General features: G+C 52.4%; 11 protein-coding genes. 6 read left to right on the forward strand and 5 right to left on the reverse strand.

The window, feature by feature from the left end; translation table 11 throughout:
- The first annotated feature begins 141 nt into the window (after positions 1–141).
- From OZ656_RS06810 to OZ656_RS06835, 6 genes are read left to right on the forward strand one after another with little or no spacing between them, the layout of a single operon-like run.
- Complete coding sequence (locus tag OZ656_RS06810) at positions 142–954, forward strand: hypothetical protein (RefSeq protein WP_278350375.1); 813 nt, start codon at positions 142–144, stop codon at positions 952–954.
- A 20-nt stretch (positions 955–974) separates the two neighbouring features.
- Positions 975–1862, forward strand: a complete 888-nt coding sequence (locus tag OZ656_RS06815) for a mechanosensitive ion channel family protein (protein ID WP_379945118.1) — start codon at positions 975–977, stop codon at positions 1860–1862.
- Positions 1843–2334, forward strand: coding sequence for an ATP-dependent zinc protease (locus OZ656_RS06820; RefSeq protein WP_011785817.1), 492 nt, complete (start codon positions 1843–1845; stop codon positions 2332–2334). Before OZ656_RS06815 ends, OZ656_RS06820 begins: the two co-directional genes overlap by 20 nt.
- A gap of 2 nt (positions 2335–2336) precedes the next feature.
- On the forward strand, positions 2337–3242 hold the full coding sequence (gene rimK / locus OZ656_RS06825) for a 30S ribosomal protein S6--L-glutamate ligase (protein ID WP_011785816.1): 906 nt from the start codon (positions 2337–2339) through the stop codon (positions 3240–3242).
- A 6-nt stretch (positions 3243–3248) separates the two neighbouring features.
- Entirely contained in the window at positions 3249–4316 is a 1068-nt protein-coding gene (locus tag OZ656_RS06830) for a succinylglutamate desuccinylase/aspartoacylase family protein (RefSeq protein WP_113879854.1), read from the forward strand.
- A gap of 18 nt (positions 4317–4334) precedes the next feature.
- Positions 4335–4760 (forward strand): secondary thiamine-phosphate synthase enzyme YjbQ, encoded by a 426-nt coding sequence (locus tag OZ656_RS06835; RefSeq protein WP_023011487.1) that lies wholly within the window; start codon positions 4335–4337, stop codon positions 4758–4760.
- 3 nt (positions 4761–4763) lie between these two features.
- Here OZ656_RS06835 and OZ656_RS06840 read toward each other — a convergent pair whose 3' ends face one another.
- From OZ656_RS06840 to OZ656_RS06860, 5 genes are read right to left on the reverse strand one after another with little or no spacing between them, the layout of a single operon-like run.
- A complete protein-coding gene (locus OZ656_RS06840; RefSeq protein WP_023011488.1) occupies positions 4764–7862 on the reverse strand; it encodes a type I restriction endonuclease subunit R in 3099 nt (1032 codons plus the stop codon).
- Positions 7859–8896 (reverse strand): virulence RhuM family protein, encoded by a 1038-nt coding sequence (locus OZ656_RS06845; protein ID WP_023011489.1) that lies wholly within the window; start codon positions 8894–8896, stop codon positions 7859–7861. The genes OZ656_RS06840 and OZ656_RS06845 overlap by 4 nt, the downstream gene beginning before the upstream one ends.
- A 34-nt stretch (positions 8897–8930) precedes the next feature.
- Positions 8931–10082: an AAA family ATPase gene (locus OZ656_RS06850; protein WP_023011490.1), complete on the reverse strand. Its 1152-nt coding sequence runs from the start codon at positions 10080–10082 to the stop codon at positions 8931–8933.
- Between the two features lies 1 nt (position 10083).
- On the reverse strand, positions 10084–11301 hold the full coding sequence (locus OZ656_RS06855) for a restriction endonuclease subunit S (RefSeq protein ID WP_023011491.1): 1218 nt from the start codon (positions 11299–11301) through the stop codon (positions 10084–10086).
- Positions 11302–11303: 2 nt separating this feature from the next.
- The gene (locus OZ656_RS06860; protein WP_023011492.1) at positions 11304–12860 is read right to left on the reverse strand and encodes a type I restriction-modification system subunit M; all 1557 of its coding nucleotides are present in this window, start codon (positions 12858–12860) and stop codon (positions 11304–11306) included.
- Between the last annotated feature and the right edge of the window lie 70 nt (positions 12861–12930).

The raw sequence follows: 12930 nt of genomic DNA on the forward strand, positions 1-12930 counted from the left end.
AGGTCGTTGACGGGTGCATATAAGGGTAAATACAACCCAAAAAATCATAGGCTTGTATATTCGCTGCAACTACCGGATTGGATTATAGTTAAAACCAGCCGCCACCGAATCACGCTGACAACAAGGAGCCGTTTCGCAGGCATGACCGAGCAAACCGAAAGCCAGCGCGAAGGTGTCTGGGCGCATTCCTATCAACTGGCATCCGGCCAGACACAGCAACATCAGCTTGGACATACCCGGGTCTGGATTACCCTGCTGGATCTTGAGTGGCAGGTGCGTGAGGAGAAGCTGGATATTCATTCCGATCCCCTGCATTGGCAGGAAACCCTGAGCCATACCGTGCCATCCGCTGATATTCCGGTGCAGCGTTTTGTGCGTATGGATGATCAAGGTATCGTCCGCTTCAACCCCGCTATGGGCTGTCGTCCCACGGTTATACGGCCGTTCCAGCCTTTAACCATTCCTGCCGGTGGGCGCTGTTTGCTTTACGTGGGAACATCCTTGTGGATGAAAGTGTGTGTAGGCGATGGGCAAACAGAGCTGACCGAGATCCCGCTGGCCGTGCCCTCCATGACCTGGCTTGGCCGTAACACCATGGAGGGCGAGCTTTGCTACGCTTCCTCCACGTTTGGTCGTCTGGCACTTGAGGCGGTGCCGAAACGTCCCTGGCGGGCCGTTACTCCGGTGACCATCATCAATCGCCGTGAGCAGGCACTGCTGCTGGAAAGGTTCAGCCTGCCCACGCCATTGCTGGCCCTTTATCGTAACGAGCGTGGACAGCTGTGGACGCCGGGTGTCACGGTAGAGTGTGAAACCGATATGAACTCTGCCAGCCTGAATATTGAACAGTCGGTACCCGCCTGTGCCGGTCAATGCCAACTGGTGGCGCCGCCCCGGGAAAAGCTGGCCAAAGGGCGCCGCCTGGTGCGGGCGTTTGACCGAATGTTTGGCTGACAGAATCAGGAGCAACTCTGTTGATTGAGGCTATTGAGGCTACGTTTATTCAATTGATCAGTGGCATTGCCTGGGGGCAGTGGCTGGCGGCGGGATTTTTGCTGGTGCTGGGTATCTTCCTGGGTACCATGCTGGCTCGGAGCGTCGGGCGGCTGGTCGAAAGCCGCACTTCACGGCACCACCAGGTGCTCATCCGGCGCCTGGTGTTCTATGTGATTTTCGTGCTGTTTGCTATCGCAGCGCTGCGGGAAGCCGGGTTTTCACTGGAAGTGGTGCTGGGGGCGGCCGGTATTCTCACGGTAGCCATTGGCTTTGCTTCGCAGACATCGGCTTCCAACATCATCAGTGGCCTGTTTCTGGTGATGGAGCGTCCGTTTGAGATAGGCGATGTCATCGAAGCGGATGCCACCATTGGTGAGGTGGTGGCGATTGATCTGCTCAGTGTAAAGCTGAGAACACCGGACAACCTGTATGTGCGTATCCCCAATGAAACCCTGATCAAAACCCGGGTGGTGAACCGGTCCCGGTTTCCGATCCGGCGGATCGATTTGGTGATCGGTATCGCCTACGCTGAAGATGTGGAGCGGGTGCGGGATCTGTTGCTCGGGCTGGCGGAGACCAATCCGCATTGCCTGGAAGAGCCCCGGCCATTTGTGCTGGTGACCGGTTTCGGGCCTTCGTCTGTGGATCTCCAGTTTTCCTTCTGGGTGGCCCGGGAGGATTTCCTGGAAGGTAAAGGCGGCATGATGGTCGCCATCAAGAAAGCACTGGATGGGGCCGGCATCGAAATACCGTTCCCCCACACCAGTGTCTACGCCGGCAGTCATTCCGAACCTTTCCGCATACAGCTGGTCGGGTCGGAACAACAGCAAGAAAAGGAATCACCGGATGTCGACAATAAAACCTGAAGCCATCAAAACCACTCCCCCGAAAGCCGCAGAGAACAAGGTCAGCCTGGGGTGGCGTGAATGGGTGGCGCTGCCGGATCTTGATATCCAGCGTATCAAGGCCAAGGTGGATACTGGCGCCAGGACATCCTGTCTGCACACGTTCCGAACCGAGCCTTATACCGAAAATGGCGAGCGCCGCGTGAAGTTCTGGGTGCACCCGGTCCAGAACGACCTGCACCATGTGGTGGAATGCGATGCCCGGGTGCTGGACGAGCGCACGGTATCGGATTCCGGTGGCCACAAGGAACAACGGCTGGTGATTGAAACCACACTGGTACTCGGCGATCAGAGCTGGCCCATTGAAATGACACTGACCAACCGGGACTCCATGCGGTTCCGGATGTTACTCGGGCGCACCGCCATGGCGGGACGCTCGACGATATACCCTGAAGCTTCTTATCTTGCCGGTGAGCCGGCACCAAGGACCTGACTATGAAAATTGCGGTACTGTCGCGAAACCGTCACCTGTATTCGACCCGGCGTCTGGTGGAGGAAGGCATTAACCGTGGCCACGAAGTGAAGGTCATCGACTGCCTGCACTGTTCCATGAACATCACCTCTGCCGACCCGAAAATCCACTATCACGAAGAGGTGCTGGAGGATTTTGATGTGGTGATCCCCCGTATTGGTGCCTCGGTCACCTTTTACGGCACCGCGGTGCTCCGGCAGTTTGAAATGATGGGCGTGTTTCCGGTGAATGAATCGGTTGCCATCACCCGTTCCCGGGATAAGCTGCGCTCTTTGCAGCTGCTGGCCCGCAAGGGCGTGGGTATGCCGGTGACCGGTTTCGCCAATAAACCTGACAACGTGCCGGAGTTGCTGAAGATGGTGGGTGGCGCGCCAGTGGTGATCAAGCTGTTGCAGGGTACCCAGGGCATCGGCGTGGTGCTGGCGGAAACCCGTAAGGCGGCAGAAAGCGTTATTGAAGCCTTTATGGGCCTGAAAGCCGACATTCTGGTGCAGGAGTTCATCAAGGAAGCTGGTGGCGCCGATATTCGCTGCTTTGTGATCGGCGACAAGGTTATTGCTGCCATGAAACGCCAGGGCGCTGAAGGCGAATTCCGCTCCAATCTGCACCGCGGTGGCACCGCCTCGCTGGTGAGAATTACTCCGGAAGAGCGCCGAACTGCCATTACTGCCGCCAAAGCCATGGGCCTGAACGTCGCCGGCGTGGACCTGCTGCGTTCCAGCCGGGGTCCGTTGGTGATGGAAGTGAATTCCTCGCCTGGCCTGGAGGGTATTGAAAATGCCACCGGAAAGAACGTGGCGGGCATGATCATCAACTGGACCGAAAAGAACTATAAACCCTGGAAAACCAAAACCCGGGGCAGGGGATAAGAAGGCATGGCCAGAGCTCCGTTTGAGATTGCCGGCGTAGAGGTGAAAGCCGGTACCCGGGAGACCGTGGAAGTCCCGGTGGCAAAACTCTACACCCATACCCCGCTGCATATTCCGGTGGAAGTGGTACACGGCCGCCGGGACGGCCCGGTATTGATGGTCTGTGGCGCCATCCACGGCGATGAGATCAACGGTGTTGAAATCATCCGCCGGGTGTTGAAGAACTCCGCGCTGCGGCACCTTCGGGGCACCCTGGTGGCAGTCCCCATTGTTAACATTTTCGGGTTTGTGCAGCGTACCCGTTACCTGCCCGACCGGCGGGATCTGAACCGGTGTTTCCCGGGCTCTGAGAGTGGCTCTCTGGGCGGCCGTATTGCCTATCTGTTACGCACCCAGATCATGGAAAGCGTCACCCACATTATCGATCTGCATACCGGTGCCATTCACCGGTTCAACCTGCCGCAGATCCGCGCCGAGCTGAAAAATCCGGAAACTTCCCGCATGGCTGAAGCCTTTGGTGCGCCTATCATCATCAATGCCGGTCTGCGCGAAGGCAGTCTGCGGGCCTATGCCGATTCGCTGGATATTCCGGTGATCACCTTTGAAGGCGGGGAAGCCCTGCGCTTTGATGAAGTGGTTATCGCCAGCGGTGTTAAAGGTGTGATCCGGGTAATGCGGGAACTGGAAATGGTGCCCGCCAAGAAAGGCCCCAAGGCGCCGAAAAAGCGCTCGGAAACAGCGGCCAATTCCCAGTGGGTCCGGGCAGATATCGACGGCATCATGCGCCCGGTGGCCCGGCTGGGCCAGAAGGTTCGCAAGGGACAACGACTGGCCATGGTGGCCGATCCGTTTGGCGAGACTGAAGTGGCCATCACCTCGCCCTGTTCCGGGATTGTCATCTGCGTGAACAATCTGCCCTTGGTGAATGAGGGCGAAGCGATCTACCACGTGGCGCGGTTTGATGAGTTGGGTGAGGCCGAAAAGGCCATGGACTACTTCCGCAGTTCCTTCGAGAACGAAGTGTCGGAGGAAGCCGTGGTGCCGGTACACCCCTGGGACGAACTTCAGAAATAACCGAACGTTGGAGTACCTATGATCTGGCACCAGAACATCATTGAGTTAGCACCGTTGCCACGGGGCTTCAATCTCGTCACCAACGAGATCCTGGTCCAGGCGCCGGAGCTGACCAACTGCGAGGTGGGGTTGCTGCACCTGTTCATTCAGCACACCTCCGCTTCCCTGGCCATCAATGAAAACGCCGACCCGGACGTGCGTGGCGATCTGGAGCGTCACTTCAATGTGATGGTGCCGGAGCACGCCGATTATTACGAGCACACCCTGGAAGGCCCGGATGACACCACCTCCCACATAAAAAGCGTGATCATCGGGCCGTCGCTGACCATTCCCATCAGCCACGGCCATCTGGCACTCGGTACCTGGCAGGGGATTTACCTTTGCGAACACCGGAATCATGCCGGTGGTCGTAAGATTGTGGCGACTTTGCAGGGGCGTTGGTGAGCTCTAGATCTGCCCGCCTACGCCTTTGAACTTCTCTACAAACGCCGAAACTTTTTCAAAAACGCTTTGTTTCTTGGTGAGGTATTGCGGATTCAACGGACTCATTTTCGGCAGAATGTTATTGAGCTCCGTACCATTGTCGCTGGCATGCTCTCGTTTCAAAGACGTGGCGATGTAGCGCCTGGCCGCTTCCGCGTTAAGCTTTTCGGCCGTAATCAGTGCCTGCGCTTCTCGCTGTTGCTCAGCTCTTGCATAGGTGAAGAACGCGTCAATGACACTGGCCTTGTCAGGAATATCATCAAGATCTGCCTGGTTAATAAAGTCGACCACCAAACTCTCCTTGGCTCTATTACCCAGGCTGGCCCGAATCAGGCGGCGGACTTCATCAATCAGGTCTGACTTGCTTTTGGTTTTCTTGTTGTGCTCAAAGATCAGCTCCAGAATGTAGTCCAGATTGATTTCCTGTGACTTGAGCAGGTCTACCTCGAAGACCACATCATCCCAGTCGATGCTGGACTGGTTGTTATCGTTGCCGGCCTTTTCTCGGCGAATCCAGTCGCGTATGTCGTTGTAGGTGGAGCGGTAATCCTGAATCTTGCGCTCAGAGGGTAATCGTATGCTCTTCAAAACGGCGAGATCTTCATCGCTCAGGTAATGTTTCGCCTTGAATGCTTCCACTTCCGCAGGGTCACTAGTATCAATCGTTTGCAGGGCTTTCAGGCTGGCAAATTCATCGAAATTCTGCAGTATGTTTTCAACGCGCAGGTACTCGCCGAACAGCTTGGCAAACGCCTTCCTGTCCTTTTCTTTAACAATCTCATCCGGGGCGGGAAAGCGCTGTTCCAATTCTGCTACCACCGTCATGAAGCCACGTCGTGCTTCGCCGGTAACGAGATCGGTGAAGCCTTCCATGTATTCCTTGTAGCTTTTCTCCAGTACTACGTTCTTGGTGTTCTTGTCGCCAAACAGGGTGATGGCGTCAATGGTCGCCTTCTCCAGATCACGGAAGGTTACGATATTGCCAAAGGTTTTGGTGGCGTCATAAATCCGGTTGGTGCGCGAAAAGGCCTGGATCAGGCCATGGTAGCGCAGGTTCTTATCCACGAACAAGGTGTTGAGCACTGGCGCATCAAAGCCGGTCAGGAACATGCCCACTACAATTAACAGGTCGATGTCTCTGGATTTCACGCGCTTGGCCAAATCGCGGTAGTAGTTCTGGAAGCCGTTGCTGTCGACACTGAAGCTGGTTTTGAATAAAGCGTTGTAGTCGGCAATCGCGGCGTTTAAAAACTCCTTGGCGCTACTGTTCATAGCCGAGACTTCAAAACTCTCGTCAGCAATATCGCCAATGGCATCCTGTTCCTCGTTGGCGGCAAAGGAAAAAATGGTGGCAATCCTGAGCGGTTTATCATTCTCGGCTTGAAGTTGGTTCAGAGATTCATAATAGAGCTTTGCGGCGTCCACGCTGCTGACGGCAAACATGGCATTAAAGCCCATGGCGCCCGGTTGCAGGCGATGAGTCTTCTGTCGATAGTGATTCAGAATGTACTGCGACACTTCCCGGATACGTTCGGGGTGCAGCAAGGCCTGCCGATTTTCCGCTGCCGTCAGTTTTGTTTCGTCCTGCTCGGTTTCAATGACTTTGAACTGGGGGCGCACATCGTTGTAGTCCACCTTGAACTTGAGCACCTTTTCATCGCGAATGGCGTCGGTGATCACATAGGAGTGCAATTCACGACCAAACACGCTGGCGGTGGTTTCTGCACCGAGAGCGTTCTGGGGGAAAATGGGGGTACCGGTAAAGCCGAACTGATAGAACCGCTTGAACTTCTTCTTAAGGTTTTTCTGTGCTTCACCAAACTGGCTGCGGTGGCATTCGTCAAAAATAAAAACGACTTGCCTGGTGTATATTGGCAGGTCGTTTTCGCTCTTCATCAGGTTATTGAGCTTTTGAATGGTGGTGACGACGATCTTGTTATCTTCTTTGTCTAGATTGCGCTTCAGCCCTGCGGTGCTGTCCGAGCCGTTGACGCTATCGGGGGAGAACCGCTGGTACTCCTTCATGGTCTGGTAGTCCAGGTCTTTACGGTCCACAACAAAGAATACCTTGTCGATAACGTCCAGCTCGGTGGCCAGCCTTGCTGCTTTGAAGCTGGTCAACGTCTTGCCGGAGCCTGTGGTGTGCCAGACATAGCCGCCGCTTTCCGGCTTGCTCCAGTTCTTGCTCGCATGGGAACTTTTGATCTTCCACAGGATGCGTTCGGTCGCGGCAATCTGGTACGGGCGCATTACCAGAAGGGTGTTGCTGACATCAAACACCGAGTATTTCAACAGCACCTCCAGCAGAGTGTTTCTCTGAAAGAAGGTGGTGGTGAAATCTTTCAAATCTTTGATCAGGCTGTTGTCGGCCTTTGCCCAATGCATGGTGAAGTCAAAGTTGTTCTTGTCCCGCTGAGTGGTGTTGGCAAAGTAGCGTGTATCAGTTCCATTGGAAATCACAAATAGCTGGAGAAACTTGAACAGGGAATGCTCGCTGTTAAAACTCTCTTTGCTGTAGCGGTGCACCTGGTTAAAGGCCTCGCGAATGGCTACACCGCGCCGTTTCAGTTCCACCTGCACCATGGGCAATCCATTGACCAGAATGGTGACATCATAGCGATTGGCATGGCTCCCAGTTTGCTCAAATTGCTTGATGACCTGTAGCTTGTTGCGGGTAACGTTCTTTTTATCCAGTAGGTAAATGTTCTGGATGCGGCCATCATCGAATACAAAGTCGTGAATATAGTCATCGTGAACTTTGCGGGTTTTATCGATGACGGTTTCACTGGGCCGGTCAAGAAAAGTTTCCACAAAGCGCTGCCATTCGCTCTCGGAAAACTGCAGTTTGTTCAGGGTTTGCAGTTGCTGGCGCACATTGGCCAGCAGTGCATCCGGGGAGTTGAGGTCTGGCAGATATTCATACCCCTGGTTTTCAAGGTCGGCTATAAATTCCCGTTCCAGGTCGTATTCACTTTGATAGGTTTCACTGAGCTGAACGCACTTGGTATATCTATCCAGAACGATAAATTGATTGGTTTCGGCAATGGCCTTGTAGTCAATCACGTATCCGCGTCCTTTCTTTGAAGCAGCTTTTTCACTTCGCGATCGAAGTCTGATTCGATATGTTGCTGCTTGTTGAACTTGTCGTATTCGGCATAAGCTTTTTGCTCGGCCTGCTTTCGGCTAACGTTGCCATAGCCTTCCAGAATCCGGTACTCATTGAAGGCAAGAAATTTGTTGACGCTTTCAGCAAAGCTTTCCATCGTGAAACTGTTGCGCCGCTCGATGATGCCTTCGATATAGTCGAAAAAAGCCGAGACTGCCCGTTCGAGTTGTTTGATTTCGGTTTCGCTCAAATAATTCTTCGCGACCACAGAATCTGACTTTAATACCCGGCCAGCCGGTGCGTTTTTGTAAGTGCTCATGCCCATCAAAGGCTTACTGGCATCGGCTTTGAGTGAAATGATTTCTGCAGCGGTGTGGCCAGTAATGGCGTAATGGAACTTGTCCTGAACGTGGGCGTAGAACAACTGGGTGGTTTTCGATCTGGGGTCGTAATCAATGCTGCATTCAGCAAAAATATCGGTAATCTGCTGGTAGATGCGCCGCTCACTGGCTCGAATGGAGCGCACCCGCTCCAGTAATTCGCGGAAGTAATCTTTACCGAAGTAGCGGCCATTTTTCAGGCGCTCATCATCCATGGCAAAGCCCTTGATGATGTACTCTTTGATCAGCTGCGTCGCCCAGATACGGAACTGTGTGGCCTGTGCCGAGTTGACCCGGTAGCCAACCGAAATCACGGCATCCAGGTTGTAGTATTTGACCCTATTCGTCTGGGTTTTCCCGGCCACAGCGCCGTGTTCAGTGGTATGTTCCAAAATGGAACATACCACTGATTCCTCTAACTCTCCGCTTTCAAAAATGTTCTTCAGGTGCTTGGTAATTGCCGGGCGCTGCACACCAAACAGCTCCGCCATTCTTTCCTGAGTCAGCCAGATGGTCTCATTGCTGAGCACCACCTCTACCTTTATCTTGCCGTTGGGTGCGGTGTAGAGCAGAAATTCTGTGGTTTGATCTTCCAGACTTAGATTGGGCACAGGGTTCCTTCCTTATGCTTTAATGTCAGTGAGTTCAGTCATTGGCTTCGACCTGCTTCCAAAAGCCATATTCATTCTTCAAGTGATTAAGCAGTAACTTAACAGTCTGCTTCTCGGGCTCTGTTGGCTCGGTGACCGTGTCATTTGACAAGGTTGAATGACTGGAGAACTGGATGATGCGGTTCAAATACGCCTGCTGGTCACCCGGTAAGAGTTCAGACCATCTCGGATAACCGAGAAAGCTCGCCGTTTTCTCGTACAGGTTACGTAAGAGCGTAAAATGGTACCTTTGTACCTGGTTTTCCGCGACTGCCTGCTCAAGGACCTGTTTTAGATATAGATGGTAGGAAAAGCTCTTGTTGGAATCCCCATATTTGGTGTTCAGAAGGTAGCTGCCATTCTCAAAACGTTCCAGCAGGTAGCAGCCTTCTTTTTTACCATTTTTGTTCAAACCAAGTTCATTGTGGAGCACGTTATAAAAAAGAGGGCTGTGAGTTGTGATAATAAACTTCAGCCCAGACTGACTGGATTTGATCAAGCCCGCCAAGTTGACGGCCAACTCAATCAGATGATTTTCATCCAGTGAGCTGACTGGGTCATCAATAAAGACATATTCCAACTGGTCAAACTGATTTGTCTCACGCTCAGTGGGCTCAGCAACGTTGAGGATTGTAATAACCTGATCCAACAGGGTGTAAAAAATGCTCCAGATAAAGTTGCTCTCTTCACCTTTGGAGATTTTCAGGTTGCCGGAATGTTCGTTATCGCCACGCTCAAGTGAAAAAGTCACCTCTGTAAAATCTGCGCTAAAATGCGGGGTGAGTTTCTGATTAGCATAACGTTGGAAGTTTGTGACGATATTGAGATCCTGCCCCTGATCCTTCAAAACCCAGTCGGTAAAAGAGTTGGGTTGAATTTTCAGCTTAGGTTCTGCATCTGAGTCCAGATCGTTATCCCAATAGAACAAGTCCTCGGTGAACGCATTGTAGTAGAGGATTTTGTTTCTTGAGAATGCACTTTCACCTTCACTATTGGTGACATCTTCATCATCATTCTTTGGCGCAATCAGTTGTTTGAATTCCCGGGATAGGCGGGTTTTCCCCGAGCCATTAAAGGCATAAATCAACTGCACCCTTTTATTGGCGCCTCTGAGCTGTTGGGCTATTTCCGTTAGGGTCTTGCTCATATCAAGCCGCGACCTCTTCCGGTTTTGAGAAGCTCAGCAGAAGATCCCGATAGTATTCATATTGCTTTTGCCGCAGCTCGATCTCTCGGGGTAAGCCTTCGGAAATCGAGTCGGTAAGGGCGTTGAATTTGTCCAGAATCGATACAATACGAGCCTGTTCGTCAAGTGACTTCTCGAGATCATCCGGATAGGGGATAGGGATCGAAACCTTCGAAAAGCCGGTCATTAACAGTGTATTGACCTTGGTTCTGGCCACATGCTTCGCCTTCTCAGCAATAAACGATGCGGTTTGCATGCAGTAAGAAACGTACTTCGGGTTCATTGTATGCCGGAAAGCATAGCAGTGGTCGTGAATAGCGACTTTTCCATCGCCTAGCCATGCCACGGCTTTACCAACGTCCTCTACGGTCTCTCCCACATCCGTTATTACCACGTCACCAGGCAGCGCATAACGAAGTGTCTTCGCCATATCACTTCGGACCTGGGAGTGTGCCCTAGTCGTGAATGCTCCGTACCGGGTGTAAATCTCACCGTAATGGATAGCGCTGATACCGTCATCTACATAATCAGCTTTGGTAAAGCGTTTACCCCGAATAAATTCTCCAATCTCTCCGAGCGGCTTCCACGCTACTTCTCCATCTTCGAAACTCAACAACTTGTCGCGATAGTAGTTGTATTGCTTTTTTCTTGCGGTAAGCTCGGCGGTAAGCTCGGCGGTAAGGGAGGTAAATGCGTCAAGAATTCGGACGATTTCCGCCTGGATCTCAAGGGATTTTTTCGGATTTTCCGGACATGGGATGGGAATCTGGAATCCCTCAAGCATGGGCTTCCTTATAGAGGTTGCAGTTGCTCCAACACTTTTTGCCAGAATGTATTTCTTAAAATTTGATGACATGAAGTGATAGAGAAACTTTGTGTTCAATATGCCTGATATAACGCGAATTCTATATGCTCTCTGATGTAGGGCATATTTCCCTTCCACGTAGTGGAATATCTCACCAATTCCGCCTTCGCCGGGTACGACTATAGCCACTTCATCAAACTGAAAGGTATCTGACTTTAATACGTTCTTTGAACGAACATAGAATGGATAGATTCCATTTTCACTCTTATCTTGGCGATTTGAGCTTCCGGTGCCAATATCTGCTACAGCACCAAGGGATACCCAGTCCATATGAACGCTATCGTCCAGCTTGTCCATAAATCTCACATTGCTCATGCCTACAGCTCCTCACCTTCAATCTCCGCCACAATGGCATCAATCTCGGTGCGCAGTTGGTCGATTCTGGCCACTGTGGTTTTTAGCTGAGCATTGAGCTGGGTAATGTCGATCTGCTCGCGGGTGTCTTTGGCTTCTACGTAGCTGGTGACTGACAAGTTGTAGTCATTGGCGGCGATCTCTTCAAACGGCACGGAGCGCGCAAAATGCTCAATGTTTTCCTTGCGGTCGAACGCGCGCATGATGTCTTCAACATGCTGATCGGTCAGGAGGTTGGTATTGGTTTCTTTTTTGAAATACGCCTCGCCGCTGGCATCAATGAACTGGGTGGTTGTGTCAGTTTTGTGTTTGGACAACACCAGGATGGTGACCGCGATGGTGGTGCCATAAAACAGGTTGGGGGCGAGTGAGATCACCGATTCTACGTAGTTGTTGTCTACCAGATACTGGCGGATTTTCTTTTCGGCACCGCCCCGGTAGAAAATGCCAGGGAAGCAGACGATGGCTGCGCGGCCTTTGGCCGATAGATAGCTGAGCGCGTGCAGAACAAAGGCAAAGTCGGCTTTGGATTTAGGGGCCAGCACCCCGGCCGGGGCAAAGCGGTCATCGTTAATTAGGGTAGGGTCGTCGCTGCCGATCCATTTCACCGAATAGGGCGGATTGGAGACGATGGCGTCAAAGGGTTTTTCATCGCCAAAATGTGGATCGGTCAGGGTGTTACCCAGCTGCACGTTGAACTTGTCATAGTTGATGTTATGCAAAAACATGTTCATGCGGGCCAGGTTATAGGTGGTGTGGTTAATCTCCTGGCCGAAGAAGCCCTCTTCAATAATATGCGCATCGAAATGCTTCTTTGCTTGCAGCAGCAGCGAGCCGGACCCGCACGCGGGGTCGTAAATCTTGTTCACGCTGGTTTGCTTGTGCATGGCGAGCTGGGCAATCAGTTTTGATACATGCTGCGGGGTAAAGAACTCGCCACCAGACTTGCCTGCATTGGCTGCGTAGTTGGAAATCAGGAATTCGTAGGCATCGCCAAACAAATCGATATGGGCACTGTCAAAATTCCCAAAATCCAGGCCGGCTACACCTTTGAGCACAGCCGCCAAGCGGTAGTTCTTTTCCTTAACAGTGTTGCCGAGTCGGTTGCTGGTGGTGTCAAAATCGGCAAAAAGACCCTTGATGTCGCCCTCCGATGGGTAGCCGTTAGCGGAGGCTTCGATGGCAGCAAAGATAGCCGCGAGGTCGGTATTCAGGCTTTCGTTGTTGTTGGCACCCTTGGCAATATTGACGAACAGCTGGCTGGGGTAAATGAAGTACCCCTTGGTTTTGATGGCATCGTCTTTGATGTCTGGGGTGATGACGCTGTCGGGCAGCTCTGCGTAGTTGATGCTGTCGTCATCGGCCTCGATATAACTGGCAAAATTCTCGCTGATAAAGCGGTAAAACAGGGTGCCCAGCACATACTGCTTGAAGTCCCAGCCGTCGACAGAACCACGTACGTCGTTAGCGATCGCCCATATCTGGCGTTGCAGGGCTGCGCGTTGTTGGGTGCTTGTCATTCAGTTTTCCTGTTTAAATCCGGTTAGTAAGTCGCCGTCGGCTCAAATTTGAGGTGGGTAGTATACGAGA

Origin of the sequence: Marinobacter sp. LM1, assembly GCF_042763285.1 — a bacterium.
Taxonomy (GTDB): Bacteria; Pseudomonadota; Gammaproteobacteria; order Pseudomonadales; family Oleiphilaceae; genus Marinobacter; species Marinobacter nauticus.

Coding starts and splice junctions, on each gene's coding strand:
- OZ656_RS06810 (WP_278350375.1), top strand. CDS start 142: ATGACCGAGCAAACCGAAAGCCAGCGCGAAGGTGTCTGGGCGCATTCC.
- OZ656_RS06820 (WP_011785817.1), top strand. CDS start 1,843: ATGTCGACAATAAAACCTGAAGCCATCAAAACCACTCCCCCGAAAGCC.
- rimK (WP_011785816.1), top strand. CDS start 2,337: ATGAAAATTGCGGTACTGTCGCGAAACCGTCACCTGTATTCGACCCGG.
- OZ656_RS06830 (WP_113879854.1), top strand. CDS start 3,249: ATGGCCAGAGCTCCGTTTGAGATTGCCGGCGTAGAGGTGAAAGCCGGT.
- OZ656_RS06835 (WP_023011487.1), top strand. CDS start 4,335: ATGATCTGGCACCAGAACATCATTGAGTTAGCACCGTTGCCACGGGGC.
- OZ656_RS06850 (WP_023011490.1), bottom strand. CDS start 10,082: ATGAGCAAGACCCTAACGGAAATAGCCCAACAGCTCAGAGGCGCCAAT.
- OZ656_RS06855 (WP_023011491.1), bottom strand. CDS start 11,301: ATGAGCAATGTGAGATTTATGGACAAGCTGGACGATAGCGTTCATATG.
- OZ656_RS06860 (WP_023011492.1), bottom strand. CDS start 12,860: ATGACAAGCACCCAACAACGCGCAGCCCTGCAACGCCAGATATGGGCG.